Consider the following 17,895-nt stretch of genomic DNA (forward strand, 5'->3'; position numbering starts at 1 on the left):
TTCCCCCTGTCTTCGTCAAGCCGCCTGCGGGCGGCCGAACACGATCGACGCGTTGAGTCCGCCGAACGCGAACGAGTTCGACATCACCAGGCGGGTCCGGTGCTCCCGCGCGGTGTTCGGCACGCAGTCGAGGTCGCAGTCCGGGTCCGGGCCGTCGAAGTTGGCCGTCGGCGGCACCACGCCGTGCTCGATGGCCAGCACGGCGACCACGGCCTCGATGCCGCCGGACGCGCCGAGCGCGTGGCCGGTGGTGCCCTTCGTCGAGGACATCACGGGAACCGAGTCCGCGCCGAAAACGGTTTTGAGCGCGGTGGTCTCGGCCGGGTCGTTGGTCGGTGTGCCCGTGCCGTGGGCGTTGACGTAGTCGATCTCGTCGGGCGCGACCGCGGCCGAACGCAGCGCGCCCGTCATGGCCGCCGCCATCCCGCTCGCGGAGGGCCGGGTGAGGTGCCCGGCGTCCGCGCTCGCGCCGAAACCCGCCACTTGCGCTCGAGGTGTGAATCCCCGCGCCCGCGCGTGCGCGGCCGATTCGAGCACGAGCATGCCCGCGCCCTCGGCGAGCACGAGCCCGGTGCGGCCCGCCGCGAACGGGCGGCAGGTGTCTTTCGCCAGCACGCCAAGGGATTCCCAGGCCCGCAGGGATCCCTCGACGAGGCACGCCTCAGAACCACCGCACACGGCGACGTCGACGGCACCCGACTCCACGAGCTGCGCGGCCACCCCGATCGCGTGCGTGGCCGCGGCACAGGCACTGGCCACGACGAAGGCGGGGCCGCGGAAGCCGAACGTCATGCTGATCCAGCTCGCCGCCGAGCTGCCCATGCTCTTCGGCACGGTCAGCGGGCTCAACCGGTTGGCGCGCTGCCGGTACAGCCGCTCGTACTGCTCGTCCAAGGTCGCGATGCCCGGCGCGCCACTGCCGACGACCACCGCGACCCGGTCGGGGTCGGGGAGATCCGCGTCCAGAGCGGCGTCGGCCAGCGCGGCGCGCGCGGCGGCCACGGCCAGCAACGCCGACCGGTCGCACAGCGCGGGCCGCGCGACCCCGGCTCCGGCGATCCACTCCGTGCCGCGGATCTCCGCCACCGGCACGTCCACCCCTGGGCAGCCCGATGGCGGCGCGAACACCGGGGACGGGTCGACGAGCCCGTCCCAGAACCGCTTCAGGCTCGACCCCGACTGGGTCAGCACCCCGAGCCCGCTGACGTGCACGCCCCGCATCAGGCGGTCCCGGACACCGCGAGCGCGTCGTCGCGGACGCGTCGGTCGAGGAGTTCGGCCATGGCCACCAGGGTGTTGTTCATGCCCAGCAGCAACTCGTCGAGGCCGAGCCGGACGGCGAACTCGCGCTCGATGACGAAGAGCATCTCCAGGGCGATGAGCGAGTCGATGTCCATCGACGCCAGCGGCAGCGCGGGGTCGAGGTCGCTCGGCGCGCACGAGAGCATCTGCCCGAGCTGCTCGCGGATCACCTCGACGATGTACCCGACGCGCTCCGCGTCCGGCAGCTCCGCCAACCGCTCCAGCGAGAGCCCGACCGGCTGGGTGGCGGCGAGCGGCTCCAGCACGGGCCGCGAACCGGCCCAGGTCAACAACTCCGCGGCCGAGTCGTCCCACGAGGCCACGGCGAGGTTCGGCTCGTCCCGCGCCAGCGCCATGTCGACGGTCGAGAGCACCTGGTCGACGGTCAGTCGCCGCAGGCCGAGCCGCTCCCAGACCTCGTGCAGTTGCGCGCCGTCCGGTGTGGCGCCGAACCCCACCTCGCCGATGGGCCCCCACGCGATGCTGACGGCGCGGACCCGTCCACGGTTCAGGCGGCGCGCCACGCCGTCGAGGACCGCGTTCGCCGCCGCGTAGCCCGCCTGCCCCGGTGAGCCGAAGGTGGCGGCGGCAGAGGAGAACAGCACCATCGCTTCCGCGCCGAGTTCTTCGGCGAGTTCGCCGAGCAGCAGCGCGCCACTTGCTTTAGCCGACAACAATACCCTGGTCTGTTCCTCGGTGGAGTTCATCAGTGAAGACACACAGGACAGCCCGTCGATCCGCCAGTTCGAGGCGAGGTGGAACACGCCGCCGATGGCGTCACCTCGGGCGCGCAAGCGGTTGGTGAGCGCGCGCACGGCCGCCGGGTCGCCGACGTCGAGCACCTCGTACTCCGCCGCGCAGCCCAGGTTCGCCAGCAGCCGGAGGTTGCGCTCGCGGTCGCGGTCGAGCGGACTGCGGCCGAGCACCAGCAGGCGTTCGGCGCCGCGTCGGGCCAGCCAGCGCTGGACTTCGAAGCTGAGCCCCGCCGCGCCGCCGCTGACCACGTGCAACCGTCGCGGCGAAAGGCCTTGGCCGCTGGCGACCGGGGGCAGCGCCGAGGCGCGCAACCGGGCCACGAGTGGGCCGTCGTCGCGCAGCAGGACCTCGTCCTCGGCGGAGTCGGAGAGCAGGTAGTCCGCCAGCAGCCTGCCCGCCGCGGTCGGGTCGTCGACGTCGAGGTCGACGAGTCCGCCCCAGCTCTCGGGGCGTTCGGCGGCGTGGCACCGGCCCAGCGCCCAGGCGAAGTCGTGCTCGGGCCGGACCGCCTCGCGCGCGCCCGGGCCGTGCAGGCCGGTCCGCGTGACGATCCACAGCCTCGCGCCCGCGTTGGCCACCCGCTGACACAGGCGCACGGCCGCGTGCGCCCAGGCCCAACCCTCGTCGCCGGTCAGGTCGGATCCGGTCAGTGGCGCGGTCTCGTCGAGGAAGAACACACACCGCTGACCCTGGATCTCGTCGGGCGCTGCCGCGAGATCCGCGCGGTGGACTCGGGTGCTCGGGTCCGTCGCACCGAGTGCCGCCGCGAGGGCGTCCGCGCTCCGACTCGGCCCCCACGACAGCAGAACCCACTCGGACTCGGTGGCGGCAGCAGGCCGGGGCTCGAACTCGGCGGCTTTCTCCCAGTTCAGGCCAAGGATTCGGGTCTGGTCGTCCTCGTGGACGCCGGTCATCGCGGGCTCCTTGATGTCGGCACGTGGGCGAGGGACTCGTTCAGCTCGGCGAGCAGCGGCAGCTGCGCGCGCACCTGGGCGCCGCGCAGTCCGAAGTCCACGAGGCAGGCGACCTCGTCGACGCCGAGGTCGCGCACGGTCTTGAGGGTGCGGTGCGCGTCGTCGACGGTGCCGATGAGGGAACGGCCGTCGATGGCGCGCTGGAAGTGCGCCTGGGCGAACTGGTCGACGTGCCGGGCGGTGAACCGGTCGAGGTCGACGCCGCGACCGCGCGCTTTCGCCAGTCCGCGCGCCAGCGGTGTGATGCTCTTGAGGTAGTCGCGGTACGGGTCGCGGACGAGGCCGACGACCTCGTCGCGGTCCGTGCCGAGGTGGGTGTGCAGCATGAGCGCGACGCGGCCGTCCGCCGGGTCGTGACCGGCGGCCGCGAACTCCTGGCGGTAGGCCGAGATGTTCTCCGCCAGCTTGTCCAGGTTGCCGTCGAGGACGTGGGTCAGCACGCCTTCACCGCGCCTGCCCGCGCCGCGGAAGGTGTCCGTGCTCTGCGACGCGGCGATCCACACCGTGAGGTCCGGCTGCACCGGGCGCGGCAGCGGGCGCACGCGGATGTCCTCGCCCGAACCGGAACGGGCCTCGTGCAGGCCGCCGCGCCACAGGGCCCGCACCTGGTCGATCAGCTCGAAGAGCACGGCGTGCCTGCGCTCGTAGCGGTCGGGGTGGAAGGCGAAGTCGGCGGGCGACCAGCCGGAGGCGAACCCGGCTTCGAGCCGCCCGCCGCTGAGGTTGTCCAGAATGGACAGGTCTTCGGCCACCCGCAGCGGGTCGTGCAGGGCGACGACCAGGCTGCCGGTGCGCAGCGTCAGCCGCTCGGTGCGCGCGGCGACGGCGGCCAGCAGCGGTACCGGGTTCGGGAACGGGGCGCCGAAGCTGGAGAAGTGCCGTTCCGGCAGCCACACGCCCGCGAACCCGCTGCGGTCGGCGAACGCGGCCAGGTCCAGGACGGTCCGGTACTGGTCGGCGGCGTTGGACTCCAACGCGCCCGCGAAGAACATCAGGCTCAGTCGCATGGTTCACCTTCCACGTAGGTGAAGCCGCCGTACATGAACTTGGTCGCCTCCGCGCCGAGCACGCCGAGCACCTGCCCGGGCCGCAGCACGTGCTGCTCGCGGACGCTGTGCAGGCCGATCCAGGTCGAGGCGGAGCCGGTGTTGCCGTAGTCGGCGGCGCAGTTGTGGAATTTCTTCTCCGGGATGCCCAGCACCGGGGACAGCACCTCGCCCATGCGTCCGTTCGCCTGGTGGGTCAGGTACCGGTCGACCCGCGGCTCGTCCAGCCCCACCGACGTCAAGGCCTCGAAGCCCGCGCGGAACAGGTCCAGGCCCTCGGCCCGGGCGAGGTTGTAGTCGTTGACGAAACCCATGGAACCCGGCTGGTCGATGGCGTGCGCCGGTTTGGCCGAACCGCCCGTGACGAGGCTGAAGGCGGACGGTTTACCCAGGCCCAGCGTGCCGAAGTAGACGTTCGACAGGTAGGCGCCGTCGCCGGGGTACCGGGAGAGGATGACGGCGCCCGCGCCGTCGCCCATCTGCGCCGCGTTGACCAGCTGGCCGCGGTCCGCGCGGGCTTCCTCGACGTCGAACAGCACCGAGCCCGTCTCGCTGCCGACGACGCACACGCGGTCGGCGGCCGTGGTGGTCAGCATCGAACTCGCGATGGTCAGCGCGTTGGCGAAGCCCGTGCACGCCTGGCGCAGTTCCATGTACTGGCCGGTGTAGCCGAGCCGGTCGGCGACCCAGGAGACGTTGGGCGGTAGCAGGGTGTGGGGCGAGGTCGTGTGACCGATGACCAGGTCCACGTCGTCGATCGTGAGCCCGGCCTGCCCGAGCGCGGCGCGGACGGCGCGTTCGGACAGCTCGGGGTTGGTGTCCCCGGGTCGGGGCAGTTCGCGGGTCGCGAGGCGGTCGCGGGCCAGGAACCGCTGGTACACGCCGAGTTGGTCGGCGATCTTCCCGACGAACTGGGACTGGTGCGCGCTGACGCCCAGGGACATGAACCGCACCATGTCCGCATTGGACACAGGGACTCCCGGCATGGCCACGCCGGTGCCGAGCACGCCGAGCCGGGCGGGGAGCAGCCGCGGCGCCCGGCTCATTTCTCGACCCGCACGGGCTCGACCGCGGACCGTGGCGGCAGGAACAGCGGGTTGGTGGTGAAGCGCCTGAGATAGGCCACGGTGAAGCTGCGCTCGTAGGGGATGCCGCGGGCGTGGAAGTCCTCCCGCAGGACCTTGGCCACCTTGACCAACCGCGGCCCCGGCACGTCGGGGTACGCGTGGTGCTCGGCGTGCCGGTTGGCACCGCTGAGGAACACCTGGCCGAAGAGGTCGCAGTCGAAGGACGTGCACGCCTGGAGGGTGTCCTCGGCGACCAAACCTTGGTGGTAGACCATGTCGTTGAGGCTGCCGAGAACCGACCCCGCGATGAGCGTCCACAGCAGGAAGTACCACTGCGCGCTCGGCAGGACCTGGCTGAGCGTGGCGTACAGGGCCACCGCCGCGACCGGTCCCCACAGCGCCCGGACCACACCGGTGTGCTTCAACGCGATGATCGGGGCGCGGACCAGGAGGAACACCGGCGCGCCGACGACCGAGGCGACCGTGAGCAGCGCCATCGTGGCGGGCGCGGACCGCCGGGGGAAAATGATCTCCTGTGGATCCGCCTCCGTGCGGAACTTGGCGTGGTGGGTCAGGTGCGCGGCGCGGTACCCCGGGTAGGACGTGCCGACGATGACCGACATCGCCTCGCCGAGCCACCGGTTGACCTTCCGGCTGGCCGCCAGGTGCCCGTGCGCGGACTCGTGCATCAGCCCGAAGACGCCGATGAACTGCAGCGCGCCCAGCACGACGAAGAAGACCTTGACGGGCGCGGCGAGCGGGCCCGCGTAGGCGGACCCGAAGATGATCGAGAGAGCCAGCACCGCCAGGTAGCCGACGAGCTTCCACTTCTGCCAGGCAACGGGAACGAAGTGCTCCGGAGCCAATCCACCCCGGCGCCTGGTTACGGAAACCAACTGTGACACTCCCCCCGTGTGGTGTCATTCAGCAATAGCCCAAGCTACCTCGGGGGGCGGGGGCGGGCAACGCCCTTCAGTCTCAACCGAAAGCGAGCCGCCCAAGATCTGTTTCTCGGGCCGTCCGCGGACATGTCTTGCTTCTCAACACATGTTTGTCTGTTCCTCGAATTCCTGGGATGTCCACAACGAAACCGTTGGGACCGCTGGCGGAGCGGGCGGTCGGTGTCGCGGTGGGGACGGTCGGGAGGGGACGGAGAAGGGCAGCGACCACCAGTACGGTCGGGACTTGAGGAGCAGACAGAGTTCGAACGCCGCGATTGTCGGCGATCTGTCCATATTTTGTCCTGGACACCCGAGAATTGCTCCGCGAAAGCAGGCTAGGGGTTTCCCCAACCGCCGCGTGGTCGACTCCGCAGGACCCTCACCACAGAATCGGGGATGAACGTGCTCCGTCGACTCACCACCGCCACCGCCCTCGCCGCGGCCCTGACCTGCGCCGCGACCTCCACCGCCGTCGCCGCCGCGCCCGCCGACATCACCTGCGGCAACCACGCCACACGCGACGCGGACAACCACTACTCCTACTTCGGGAACTGCGCGGACCACCCGGTCAACATCCACGTCTTCTCGTACTACATCCCCCCGGGCAGCACGCTGCCGGTCAGCCAGGACAAGGGCTACCGGTGCGTCCCCGCGAACACCGACCAACTCCTCGGCAGCTACCCCAACAGCGTGAACGCGTTCTACGCGGGAGGCGAAACCGGCCCCTGCTGACGAGGTCACCACCGGGCGCCGTAGACCCGCCCCGGCACCAGTTCGTCGAACCGGATGTGGACCTCGCCCGCGTCGTCCACCGGGTGCGGACTGCCGCCGGGCAACTCGCCCCCCGCCGCGCCGCGCACCGACCGCACCTGCGCGGGCACCCGCTCCCGACCGAACCGCACACGCAGGTCGAAGCGGGTGCCCGGTTGGTCGGGCCGGAACAGCAACTGCGTCGGCGGGGTGGCGGGCTGCGCGCGGATCGCGAACGTGTGCGACTCGCCCCGGGCCAGGGGGAACGGGAGCCGGAACCTGCCCTGGTCGGTCAGGGTGCCGCCGTAGTGGACGCGCAGGTCCGCGGCACGGCACGTGGTCTCCAGGTCCAGCTCGCGAAGGCCGTCCCCCGCCGCGGTGATCCGGTGGTGCTCCAGCACCTCGGGTCGTGGGCCGTCCAGCGCCAGCGCCGCGCTCAGCGCCACCAGGTGCCACGCGGCGGGCGCCCCGGCTTCGGGGGCCGGGGTGTCGTTGGCCAGTTCGGCGAGGTGGTCGATGGCCTCGTCCACGCGGCGGCGCACCGTGCGGACGTCGCGGTCGATCTGCTCGGACGCCCAGCGGACCCGGTCCTGGTAGAGCGGGAAGCGCGCGTCGGCCTCGATGGCGAACGCGACGCGGGCCGCCAGCCGCAGGTCCTCGGGGAGGCGGTTGCTCAGGTCCGCCAGCCGGTCGGTGACCTTGCGGCGGATCACCGGCCGCCCGTCGAACTCGGTGATCGCGCAGGCCAGCCGCAGGGTGGGACCGACGCGGTCCTCGATGCGGCCCACGAACAGGCCCCGCCCCTTGCGCAGCGACTTCAACTCTCGGACCAAGTCCACGTGCCCGTTCATCCGCTCGCCTCCCGATGGACCGCCAGTGCCCGCAGAGGCTGCGGCAGGCCCGTGGACCGGAAGTGGACAGATCGTGGATGCCCTAGTGCCCCTGGACCGGGTCGGCGGCGGGCGCCGACCACGCCATCGACACGGTCAGGGCGGTGCCGACGCGCACGCCGTCGCGGCCGAGGAACACCTGGGCGGTGCCGATCCGGGCGAGTGTGCCCTGGTCGGCGGCGCCGACGCCGAACGCGACCGCCGTCGGGTGCGCGGGCCACCGCGGGTCGGTGAGCGCCGCGTGGGCCGCGGGCCAGGTCACCGGGTCGGTCGGCCTGCCGTCGGAGACGAAGAACATGACCGGGCGGCGCACCACCAACCGCTCCGCCGTCAACTCGCGCACGTCGCGGTCGATGACACCCCGCAGGAAGGTGAACGCCAGCCCGAAGTTCGAGCCGACCCGCGGTCTCGGCGCGGTCACCTCCGGCAGTTCGACGACCGGCCGCAACGGGTGCAGCAACCGGGGCGCCCCGGCGAACCCGACCACGCCGACCCGGACCCGGTCGATCGCCGACCGGTCGGCGTGCACCGCGCCGCGGAACTCCCGCAACCCGGCGTTGAGCTCATCGATGTGGTCGACCACCGACGACGACATGTCACAGACCACGTAGCACGGCGAGATGTCTGGCCGCATGTTCGCACTCCTCTGCTGGGGGACCGGCGACCGGATCGTCTCCGACCCTTGTCGACTAAAAGTGGACGGATCGCCGATCCCCCGATACCCGGACGGCCGATTGCGCGATGTGTTCGGCAGACATCAAGCTCGCAGCCGGGGAGGCGCGGAGTGGAGTTTCGAATGCTGGGCCCGCTGGAGGCGTGGCACAACGGCACACCGTTGAACCTGGGCGACCCGCAGCAGCGGTTCGTCCTGGTGGTGCTGTTGCTGCGCGCCAACATGCCGGTGTCCGTGGACCGGTTCACCGACATCGTCTGGGACGGCAAACCGGAACGCGGTGGCTCGGTGCGCAACTACATGAACAGGCTGCGCAAGACCTTCCGCGACGCGGGCGCCGACGACGTCGCGATCGAGACCACGCCCACCGGCTACGTGCTGCGCGTCGACGAGGACCGGATCGACCTCCTCAGGTTCAACCGGCTGCGGGAGGCGGCGCGCGCCGCCTGCGACCCGCGGCGCGAGATCGAACTCCTGCGCGCCGCGGTGGGTCTGCGGCGCGACGAGTTCCTCGCGGACATCGACCACGACCGGATCGGCGGCACCGACCTCGTCTCCCCGGACGTGGCCTACCTCGACGCCGTCGGTGACCTCGCCAAGCTGGAACTGGAGTCGGGTGACCACCGGTCCGCGCGCGACCGGCTGCGCACGGCGGTGCGCATGGACCCGACGCGGCAGCCCCACGCCGAGTTGCTGATGCGCGCCCTGATCGCCGGTGGCGACCGGGTCGCGGCGCTGCGGGTGTTCGCCGACGCCCAGGCCGCCTTGGCCGAGCTCGGCCTGGAGCCGGGCACGCTGCTGCGCAACCTCGCCGCCCGGGCCGAACGCGGCGAGCCGGTCAGTTCGCTGCCGTCGCGACCGGGCGGGTTCACCGGCCGGGGCGAGGAGTTCGCCGCGATCGAGGCGGCCGCGGCGGCCGGGTGCCGGGTGGTGTGGATCAGCGGGGCGCCGGGCGTCGGCAAGAGCGGTCTCGCGATCGAGGCCGCCCACCGGTTGCGGGACCGGTTCCCCGACGGCCAACTCCTGGTGCGCCTCAACGGCTACACCCCGAACGTGTCCGCGACGACGCAGGAGGACGCGCTCGCCCAGCTCTTGGCCGAGATGGTCCCGGTGGAACAGATCCCGCCGACGCTCGGTCGCAAGTGCACGGCCTACCAGACCGAACTCTACGGCACCAGAAGGCTCCTGGTGCTGGACAACGCCGAGTCCCCCGAGCAGGTCCGCCCGCTGATCCCCACCGACCCCGGTTGCCTCGCCATCGTGACGAGCAGGCGGATGGGCGAACCGGGCGTCGGTGCACACCTCCGCCTCGCCCCGCTGCCGCGGGCCGAGGCGGTCGAGCTGTTCCGCGGCCTGGCCGACTCGCCGCGCCTGCACGGCAAGTCGGCCGAGCTGGACCTGGTCGTGAAGCGGTGCGGGTACCTGCCGATGTCCATCGTGGTGACGGCCGCCCTGTTCCGCAGGCACGCCCGCTGGCCGCTGGAGCACCTGGTCCAGCTGCTGGAGGAAAGCGGCCCGTGCCGCACGGAGGCCGACGAGGTCACGATCGCGGCGCGCGTCTCCTACCGGCTGCTCGAACGCCCGCAACAGCACATGTTCCGCCTGTTCGGCCACCTCCCGGGGCCCGACCTCGACGTGGTGGGCGCGGCGGCGCTGGTCGACCACGACATCCACGGTGCCCGCGCGCTGCTCGACCACCTGCACGAGGTGTGCCTGCTGGAGGAGGTCGCGCCGGAGCGGTACCAGATGCTGGACCCGCTCAAGGAGTTCGCCGCCGCGCAGCCACCGACGACCCCGACCGAACGGGCGGGCGCACTGGGGCGCCTGCTCGACTACTACCTAGTCTCCCTGTCCTCGGCGGTGGGCACCGCCTACCCGTTCGACCGCGCCATGCAGCCCGCGTCGGACCGCCGTTGCGCGCTGACGCCCGTGTTCACCGGTCAGGAGGCCGCGCTGGGCTGGATCGACGCCGAGCGGGACAACCTGGTCGCCGCGATCCGCTACGCCGCGAACCACGGTTCCCGCGGGCACGCGTGGCGGCTCGCGGTGCTGATCTGGCGCTACTTCAACACCACGAGCCAGATGGAGGACTGGATCGAGACCATGGGGCTGGCCAGGGAGATCGTGGCGGCTACCCCGGACGAGTACGGCCAGGCGCACCTGCTGCTCCGGCTCACCACGGCGCACAACCGGCTCGGGCGGCTCGTCGAGGCGCGGGAGCTGGCCGAACAGGCGCTCCCCCTCTGGGCGCGGCTCGGGGACGTGCGCGGCGAGGCGGCCACGCTGTGCGCGTTGGCCATCCCGACCATGGAACTCGGCCGGTACGACCAAGCCACCGACCAACTGACGACCGCGCTGGCGAAGTACGAGCAGTGTTCCGATCTGCGCGGCCAAGCGCACGCGCTGAGCACCCTCGGCTACATCAACGAGCAACGCGGCGAGCTGGACGTCGCGCTGCGCCAACACGAGGCCGCGGTGCCGATGCTGCGCCAGGTCCGCCACACGCAGGGACTCGCGCACGCGTTGAACAACCTCGGCTCGGTCCAGCGCCGACTCGGCCAGGTCGACCTGGCACTGGACAACCACCTGGAGGCCTACGACAAGGCGCGGGAGGCGGGAGACACCTGCGCGGAGGCCTACGCGCTCAACTACATCGGCAACGTCCACCGGTCCCAGGGACGGTTGGCCGAAGCCAGGCACCACCAGGAACGCGCCGGGAAGGTCGCGGCGAAGCTCTCCGACGCCGACCTCCGCATCCAGCTCTACCACGACCGCGGCACGACGGCCCTGGCCGCGGGCGACCTGCTCCGGGCCTGGGACGGCTACCAGGCGGCGCTGGACCTGGCCGACGGCGCCGGGAACCGCACCCACCAGGCGCCCGCCCACCACGGTCTCGCGCGGACCCTGCACGCCATGGGCAAGCACACCGAGGCCGCGGCGCACTGGGGGCTCGCCGAGACCGCGTTCGCGGCGCTCGACCAGCCGGAGGCGGCGGAGGTCCGCGCGGAGCGGGCGGCCATGGGCTGCCCGTGCCAGGCACCCCCGGGATCGCGGTGAGCGCGCACCGCGATCCCGGTGCCCCTCCCCCGGTCAGTTCCGGTGCAGGACGCGGCTCAGGTCCGGGTGGATGTCCCGGACCGCGCCGTGGGTGCGCCAGCGGCTGAGGGTCCTGCTCAGCTCGCGCAGGTCCATCCGCACGGTGGCGGAATCGACGTGGGCCGCGTCGTCGAGGGTCGCGGCCAGCGTGACGCAGCTCTGGTCGATCTCACCGGACAGCGCGTACGCCAGGGACCGGCGGACGCCGAACCGCGCGCGGGCGCGGCGGGCCGTGGCGGGCAGGTGCGCCATCGCCCGCGTCAGCACGGCGGCCGACTCGGCCGCGTGGCCGAGGTCGCACAGCGACCACCCCCGGGCCAGGTCCACCGGTTCCGGCGCGGTCGACCCGAGCACCGGGTAGGCCCGCGTGTCCGGGAGCGCCGAGTCGATCAGCTCGGCGGCCCGCTCCATCGCGCGTTCGTAGGAGTCGCGGTCGCCCGCCAGGGCGTGGCCCTGCGCCTCGCGGCGGGCGGCCATGGCCAGGGTGCGCGGGCCGGGCCTGCCCACCCGCTGGGCGTGCCGGGCCAGGTCGATCGTGCGGATCGGGTCCTGCCGGTACAGCGCCAGGCCCGCCTCGCGGACCAGGGCGTAGCTCGCGATCTCCTGGTCGCCGCCCGCGCGGGCCAGGTCGGCCGCGTGCCGGGTCCACCACAGCGCGCCCCGGTCGTCACCCGCCTCCTGGTTCATCCACCCGGTGTACTCGGCGACCCGGCCCGCGAGCAGCAGCAGGCGCGCGCGGGTCGGCTCCGGGTTCTCCTTGGCCAGCCCGTGCAGGGTGCGCACCTGCGCGACCAGCGGTTGCAGCACCGTGGCCGGGCTGGTTCGCGCGCCCAGGGCGCGCAGGTGGTCGAACGAGGTCCGCAGACCGTCCATGACGAGCTCGTCCGGTTCCGGGCGCGGGCCGCCCGCGAGCGACAGGCCCAGCACCGTGCCCGCGGTCAGCACCTTCCTGCGGTCGAGCGTCGGCTCGTCCGGGTCCCGGTCGCGCGCGGTGCGGGCGGCCTCGATGAGCTTGCCGCCCGCGCCCAGGGTCGCGTCGCAGAGCCGGGCCAGCGGCTCGTTCGGCGGTTTGCTCCCCTTCTCTATCTTGCTGAGGTAGCCCTTGCTGTAATTGACCCGCCTCGCCAGCTCGCTCAGTGAGACACCCGCCGCGGTACGAAATTCACGCAGGCGCTCGGCAAATGATTCGGCCACCCGTTCCTCCCCGTTTCTACGGCAAACCGAGTACACCACTCACCACCTCCGGCACGCAATCGCCCGCCGCGCCGCGCGCGGCGCGGCGGGCGATTAGCCACGGTCAGCCGTGCCAGGGGTTCCCCTCGGTGGTGACGGTCGTGGTGGGCGGGGGCTTGGGGTCGTCGTCGGACGGGGTGGCCGAACTGGTCCCGGCGGTCGCCGCGACGACGAAGCACAGCGCCGCGGGCACCGTGCAGAGCTTGGCCAGAAAAATACGCGTGGACTTGGACATGGCGAATCCCTACGGTGGATGTGATTGGTTGATTTCGGGGCCTCCGGTATTTCCGGCCCCTGCCAATAAGGATTCATCACCACCACAGCGCCAACAAGGCGTTGACCGTTTCCCAACGCGATGGGCAACGGGGCCGCGCCCGGCATCCACGATCCATCCACGTCCGGTCGACAGGCCTGTCCGATGCTGCGCCGGTACCTCCAGTCCGCCCGCCGGAGGCGGGCACGAACCAGGGAGATCGAGTGACCGACCTAGCCACACCGGAGATCGCGCCGACGGACACCGCCGTCCCCGCCACCCCCGACTACGACATCGCCATCTCCTTCGCCGAGGAGCAGCGCGCCCTCGTCGAGCAGGTGGTCGAGACGGGGGTGCAACACGGGCTGACCCTGCTGCACGGGCCCGAGCGGACGCACGCGTGGTGGGCCCGGGAGGCGGCCCGGGACCTGCCGGACGCGCGGGTCCGCTACTTCGTCGCGTTCGTGTCCACCGTGGACGAGTTCGGCGAATCCGTGCTGCGCGCGGTCAAGGCGGGCGCCGAGCACGTGCTCCCCGTGCTGGTCGACGACGTGCCCGTGCCCCCGGAGCTGCTGCACCCGCACGTGGCGTACCCGCGCACCGGTGACGGGGCGCGGCGGCTGGTGGAGGTGCTGGCCGCGCGGGTAGAGGCGGCCGAGGCGGCGGGCCGGGACCGGGCGCGGGTCGCCGACGTGGTGCGCGAGGCCCGGGCGCTCACCGCGCCCGCGGGCACACCGGTCGGGTTCAGCCGCTACGCCGAGCAGGACGCGACCCTGCGCTACCTCGGCGAGCAGTTCGCGGCGGCCCTGCCGGGTCTGGACCGCGAGCGGTTCACCGGCACCGCGCACGTCGGCGACGCGCGGATCGCCGTGCGGGTCGAGCAGGCCGGTGACACCGTGTACGCACTGGACATCCAGCGCGGCGGCATCGGCGGCGACGAGACGGTGAACTTCGTCGTCGGCAGGCACGACGTGGGCAGCGCGTGCAGCAACGGGTGGGCGCGCCCGGTCTACGCCCCCGGGACCGGTGCCCTGCTGGAGCTGCGCGACCTGTCCCTGCTCGGGCGCGGCGGCGACACGCGGATCCTCGACCGGGAGGAGCTCTTCACCGTGCTCTGGCGGCGGATCAACGAGGTGCTGGCGGACACCGTCCGCTGAGCAGGTGAAAGGGACGCGCTCCCCACCACTCGGTGGGGAGCGCGTCCCGTTGCGCGGTCACTCCGGTTGACGAGCGCGCTCCAGCACCTCCTCCAGCCGGAGGGGGCTGGGCGGGTGGTGGCTCAGGCAGAGCGGGGCGCGCATGCGGCGGAAGGCGATGCCGTCGCCGGTGACGTAGAACTCGCCGTGGTCGAGCTTGGCGATGTCGGTGATCGCGGCGCCCTTGGCCCGGGCGATCTCGTTCGCGGCGGCGATCTGGGTGGCGTTGTTCAGCCTGCCGAAGAACTGGGTGGTGGCGTTGCCGGTGACCTGGTTGTGCACGCCCTTCGGCGCCTGGGTGGCCAGCACCAGGCCGAGCCCGTACTTGCGCGCCTGCGAGGCGAGCAGGATGGTGCTCTGGGTGCTGGCGGTCCAGCCCGCCGACGGGGCGATGGTCTGCGCCTCGTCCATGACGATCAGGCCGCCGAGCGGGCGGTCCACCGCCGGGTTGCGCTTGAGCCAGGCGAAGACCTCCAGCTGCAACTGGCTGACGAACCCCTGCCGTTGCTCCTCGGTGGGCAGGCCGATGAAGTTGATCACCGACACGCGCGCCCGGTGCCCCGCCGACGGGGTCAGCAGCATCGCCGGGTCCGTCGGTTCGCCCGGCCCGCCGAGCAGCGGGTCGTTGACCATGGCCGCCCGCAGCGTCTCGGCCAGGTCGGCCGCGGTCGCTTGGCCGGTGGCGAGCCCGCTGACGCCGTCCGGCAGCTCGGCGAGCACGTCGACGAACCCGGACAGGTCGCGCTTGCCCGTGCGGGCGTAGTGCCGCAACGCCTCGCGCAGCACCGCGCGGCCGCGCACGGCGCCCTTGGCCTTGCCGCCGATGCCCGCGTGGGCGACCAGCCGGGCCACGGCGGCCTCGACGGCCGCGGCGAACTCGTCGGCGTCCGCGCTGACCTCGGCGAAGTCGGGCAGGGGGTGGAAGCTGAGCGGCCTGCCGGTCTCGCGGCCGGGGGTCCACACGACGACCTCGGTGGCGGACAGGTAGTCGGCCGCGGTGTCGGCGTCACCGGCCAGCCAGCCGTCGGGCGGGCACGGCCACGCGTCACCGAGGCGGGCCAGGTCGTTGTTGGGGTCGAGCACGATCGCCGACACCCCGCGCAACGCGCACTCCTCGACGATCCGCCGGAGCAGCACGGTCTTGCCGCTCCCGCTCCCCGCGATGATCATGACGTGCTTGCGCAGCGACTCCAGCTCGATCCGGATCTCACCCGCCGTGCCGAGCGCGATCTCGTCGTGGCCGGGCGGGGGCCGCGTCTCCTGGTGGCCTGCGGCGGCGTGGGCCGGGGTGGGAAGGATGTGCCGGAGGAAGGTGGTGCTGCTGACGGGTTTGCGCGCCACCAACCAGGCGAGGAGCCGGTGGGTCTGCCTGGGCAGCATCTCCCGGAGCGCCGCGAAGGTGCGCAGGTCGTCATCGGAGATCTCGACGCGACGTCCACCGGCCCCGACCACGCCCGCGACCTCGTTCCTGGTCACGTTCCCGGTCCACCCCCGGGATCCGTTGGTGAGCATGACCAGGTACCGGCTGGTGACACCGGGCCGGATCCCCACCGCGACCCGGGCGGAACGCAGGTTCCTGAGCACGGTGTTGCCGTGCGCGGGCGCGATGAACCGGAATCCCCAGCGCTCCACGACGTCCAGCTGCTCGTCCACGGACCGGTGCAGCACCGCGTGCAGGTCGTGCCCGCCGGGCGAGACTTCCACCGACCACGCCATGTCGTCGTTGCCGACCTCGGCGACCCAGCACTTCAGCCCGGCCTGCAACAGCCCGGGGACGAGGTCGTTGGCGTTGAGGCCCGTGAGGTCGGGCGCCGAGAGCGCCGCGCCCGACCGCAGGCGGGCGAACTCGGCGTCGAGTTCGGCGAACTCGTCGAGGTCGGCGAGGTCGGCGAGGTCGGCGATGACGTGTTCGACGACCTCGGGCTGCTTCTTGTCGAACGAGGTCAGCTCTCTGACCTCGCCGTGCACGCACGCCTCGGCGTGGGCGTGGATCCGCTTGAGCAGTTCTCTCGGGGTGTAGGGAGCCCACGCCCCCTTGCTGAAGGCGGCGGGTGCCACCGGCCAGGTCGGGTGCGGCGGGGTGAACCCGATGCGCTGGTAGACCGCGTTCAGCCAGCGCTGCACGAAGGTCCGGCCGAGGGCGGGATCCACGATCGAGCCGAGGATCGGGGTCTCCGCGAAGCGGTCGGCGAAGGAGTCGCTCGCCGCCGAGTACATCAGCTTCCACGTGTTGGGCAGGCAGGCCACAATCGACAGGGTGCGCCGCGTGGTCTCGCGCAGCTGCATCATCCCGTCGGCGAGCAGGGCGATCTCCTGCTTCAGGTCGGCGTCGGACACAGCGGCGTCGAGGGCGTCCTGCCCCTTGTTGACCAGGGTGTCCAGTTGGTCGACGGCCACGACGCACGGGCCGGTGATGGCCAGCACCCGGGAGAAGTCGCGGACCAGCACCCGTGCCGGTTTCGCGGCCGTGTGGATACCCCACTTGCCCAACTCGGCGGCGGGTTCGCCCTCCAGGTGCGCGCGCCCGAGTTCGGCGTGCTCGGACGCGTACAGGACCAGCGCGCGGATCGTGTCACCGCACTCGACCGCGATTCGCGGATCCACCTTGCGCACACAGCCGAGGAAGTCACGGAGGTGCTCGGGGGTCAGCTTGCCCACGCCGAGCACCGCCTCCGCCACCGCGTCGGGCACGTTCGCGACCGCGCAAGCCTGCCGGAGGAACCGGACCACCTGGACCTGGCCGTCATCCCCGGCCCGCTGCAACTCGCTGCGCATGGCGTTGGCGACGTCATCCCAGAACGCCTGCCCGGTCGTGAGCTCGACCAGGAAGAAGTACCCGTCCACGGCCTGCGCCATGGTCCGGACGGAACCGAGCAGGTGCGTCTTGCCCACGCCCCTCCGCCCCTGCAGGACGAGGCCGATCGGACTGGGACCGGTGCTGTCCCTCGCGTCGTTCAAGCTCGCCCGGATCTGGCGCTGCGCCTTGAGGTGCAGCTCCTCCACATGCGACGGTGAGGTGCGCCAGACGTCATCGGGCGTCTCGGCGGAGTTGAAGCGGAGCGCGGCGAGCGCTTCCCGCAGTTCCTCGGTCATGATTCCTCGATCGCCAACAGGTGGTTGTCTTCGCCGCCGACCCGGATGGCCGCGGTGTGATCGGCCTCGGTCAGCACCTTGCGGTTCGAGTCCGGTGCGAGGTGCGCGATGCCCGCCCGGACCATGTCCAGCAGCGTCTCGTCCACTTCGGACCTGTCCGCGCCGTTGAGCTGGGGGCGGATCCTCGCCAGCCGGACCCAGTCCCTCGGTTTGACCGCCAGGTCCTGCCAGACGTGGAGGATCAGGGATTCCAGGTCCTCCGGCAGCGACCGCGCCGCCCCCGGGTGCACCACGTCGTAGATCGAGCCCTGGGCGCGCAGGTACCGGACCAGCACTCGCAGCAACTCGAACCCCACCCGGCCCAGGCCACCAGATGCCGGGGTCGGCTCGACCGCGGCCAACTCCTTCTCGCACCAGTCGATCCCACCCTGGGTGATCCGGTGCACGAACGGCCTCCGGTCCACCTGGCTGGTGATCAACCCATCGGTGTTCAACCGATCGCGGCCCGGCTTGTCGAGCCGAACGCCGTACCTGGCCGTCAACTCCGGGTTCGGTACGTCGGTGTCGGCCAGGAACAGGGCTATCAACGCGGCTTTCTCGGCTGCCGCGTACTTCTTCGGCATGT

General features: G+C 72.1%; 14 protein-coding genes. 3 read left to right on the forward strand and 11 right to left on the reverse strand.

From position 1 onward, the window contains the following. Positions 1–15 precede the first annotated feature (15 nt). The 5 genes from V5P93_RS31285 to V5P93_RS31305 are packed head-to-tail and all read right to left on the reverse strand — an operon-like array spanning position 16 to position 6,011. On the reverse strand, positions 16–1,221 hold the full coding sequence (locus V5P93_RS31285; RefSeq protein WP_104481588.1) for a beta-ketoacyl synthase: 1,206 nt from the start codon (positions 1,219–1,221) through the stop codon (positions 16–18). Next, entirely contained in the window at positions 1,221–2,972 is a 1,752-nt protein-coding gene (locus tag V5P93_RS31290) for a beta-ketoacyl reductase (RefSeq protein ID WP_104481589.1), read from the reverse strand. Before V5P93_RS31290 ends, V5P93_RS31285 begins: the two co-directional genes overlap by 1 nt. Then, a complete protein-coding gene (locus V5P93_RS31295) occupies positions 2,969–4,039 on the reverse strand; it encodes a MupA/Atu3671 family FMN-dependent luciferase-like monooxygenase (protein WP_219824115.1) in 1,071 nt (356 codons plus the stop codon). The genes V5P93_RS31290 and V5P93_RS31295 overlap by 4 nt, the downstream gene beginning before the upstream one ends. Then, a complete protein-coding gene (locus V5P93_RS31300; protein WP_104481590.1) occupies positions 4,030–5,124 on the reverse strand; it encodes a 3-oxoacyl-ACP synthase III family protein in 1,095 nt (364 codons plus the stop codon). The genes V5P93_RS31295 and V5P93_RS31300 overlap by 10 nt, the downstream gene beginning before the upstream one ends. Continuing rightward, a complete protein-coding gene (locus V5P93_RS31305; protein WP_219824116.1) occupies positions 5,121–6,011 on the reverse strand; it encodes a fatty acid desaturase in 891 nt (296 codons plus the stop codon). Before V5P93_RS31305 ends, V5P93_RS31300 begins: the two co-directional genes overlap by 4 nt. 471 nt (positions 6,012–6,482) lie before the next feature. Here V5P93_RS31305 and V5P93_RS31310 point away from each other — a divergent pair, with 471 nt between their 5' ends. Beyond that, complete coding sequence (locus tag V5P93_RS31310) at positions 6,483–6,818, forward strand: hypothetical protein (protein WP_104481592.1); 336 nt, start codon at positions 6,483–6,485, stop codon at positions 6,816–6,818. A gap of 5 nt (positions 6,819–6,823) precedes the next feature. Here the strand turns inward: V5P93_RS31310 and V5P93_RS31315 are convergent, their stop codons facing one another. Next, positions 6,824–7,687, reverse strand: a complete 864-nt coding sequence (locus V5P93_RS31315) for a hypothetical protein (RefSeq protein ID WP_104481593.1) — start codon at positions 7,685–7,687, stop codon at positions 6,824–6,826. Positions 7,688–7,769: 82 nt separating this feature from the next. Beyond that, positions 7,770–8,360, reverse strand: a complete 591-nt coding sequence (locus tag V5P93_RS31320; RefSeq protein WP_104481594.1) for a hypothetical protein — start codon at positions 8,358–8,360, stop codon at positions 7,770–7,772. Positions 8,361–8,522: 162 nt separating this feature from the next. Here V5P93_RS31320 and V5P93_RS31325 point away from each other — a divergent pair, with 162 nt between their 5' ends. Then, positions 8,523–11,456 (forward strand): tetratricopeptide repeat protein, encoded by a 2,934-nt coding sequence (locus V5P93_RS31325; protein WP_104481595.1) that lies wholly within the window; start codon positions 8,523–8,525, stop codon positions 11,454–11,456. 33 nt (positions 11,457–11,489) lie between these two features. Here V5P93_RS31325 and V5P93_RS31330 read toward each other — a convergent pair whose 3' ends face one another. Both V5P93_RS31330 and V5P93_RS31335 read right to left on the reverse strand, forming a co-directional pair. After that, complete coding sequence (locus tag V5P93_RS31330) at positions 11,490–12,689, reverse strand: helix-turn-helix domain-containing protein (RefSeq protein ID WP_104481596.1); 1,200 nt, start codon at positions 12,687–12,689, stop codon at positions 11,490–11,492. A gap of 103 nt (positions 12,690–12,792) precedes the next feature. Then, positions 12,793–12,921, reverse strand: coding sequence for a hypothetical protein (locus V5P93_RS31335; protein ID WP_281261693.1), 129 nt, complete (start codon positions 12,919–12,921; stop codon positions 12,793–12,795). A gap of 284 nt (positions 12,922–13,205) precedes the next feature. On the opposite strand from V5P93_RS31335, the gene V5P93_RS31340 reads away from it, so the two are divergent. Further along, positions 13,206–14,138, forward strand: coding sequence for a hypothetical protein (locus V5P93_RS31340; protein WP_104481597.1), 933 nt, complete (start codon positions 13,206–13,208; stop codon positions 14,136–14,138). A gap of 57 nt (positions 14,139–14,195) precedes the next feature. Here the strand turns inward: V5P93_RS31340 and V5P93_RS31345 are convergent, their stop codons facing one another. Further along, on the reverse strand, positions 14,196–17,270 hold the full coding sequence (locus V5P93_RS31345; RefSeq protein WP_104481598.1) for an ATP-binding protein: 3,075 nt from the start codon (positions 17,268–17,270) through the stop codon (positions 14,196–14,198). Then, entirely contained in the window at positions 17,267–17,893 is a 627-nt protein-coding gene (locus V5P93_RS31350) for a hypothetical protein (protein WP_104481599.1), read from the reverse strand. The genes V5P93_RS31345 and V5P93_RS31350 overlap by 4 nt, the downstream gene beginning before the upstream one ends. Positions 17,894–17,895 lie beyond the last annotated feature (2 nt).

The sequence above is a fragment of the Actinokineospora auranticolor genome, from assembly GCF_041897805.1.
GTDB classification, from domain to species: domain Bacteria; phylum Actinomycetota; class Actinomycetes; order Mycobacteriales; family Pseudonocardiaceae; genus Actinokineospora; species Actinokineospora auranticolor.

Coding starts and splice junctions, on each gene's coding strand:
- V5P93_RS31290 (WP_104481589.1), bottom strand. CDS start 2,972: ATGACCGGCGTCCACGAGGACGACCAGACCCGAATCCTTGGCCTGAAC.
- V5P93_RS31285 (WP_104481588.1), bottom strand. CDS start 1,221: ATGCGGGGCGTGCACGTCAGCGGGCTCGGGGTGCTGACCCAGTCGGGG.
- V5P93_RS31350 (WP_104481599.1), bottom strand. CDS start 17,893: ATGCCGAAGAAGTACGCGGCAGCCGAGAAAGCCGCGTTGATAGCCCTG.
- V5P93_RS31300 (WP_104481590.1), bottom strand. CDS start 5,124: ATGAGCCGGGCGCCGCGGCTGCTCCCCGCCCGGCTCGGCGTGCTCGGC.
- V5P93_RS31325 (WP_104481595.1), top strand. CDS start 8,523: ATGCTGGGCCCGCTGGAGGCGTGGCACAACGGCACACCGTTGAACCTG.
- V5P93_RS31310 (WP_104481592.1), top strand. CDS start 6,483: ATGAACGTGCTCCGTCGACTCACCACCGCCACCGCCCTCGCCGCGGCC.
- V5P93_RS31345 (WP_104481598.1), bottom strand. CDS start 17,270: ATGACCGAGGAACTGCGGGAAGCGCTCGCCGCGCTCCGCTTCAACTCC.
- V5P93_RS31320 (WP_104481594.1), bottom strand. CDS start 8,360: ATGCGGCCAGACATCTCGCCGTGCTACGTGGTCTGTGACATGTCGTCG.
- V5P93_RS31315 (WP_104481593.1), bottom strand. CDS start 7,687: ATGAACGGGCACGTGGACTTGGTCCGAGAGTTGAAGTCGCTGCGCAAG.
- V5P93_RS31295 (WP_219824115.1), bottom strand. CDS start 4,039: ATGCGACTGAGCCTGATGTTCTTCGCGGGCGCGTTGGAGTCCAACGCC.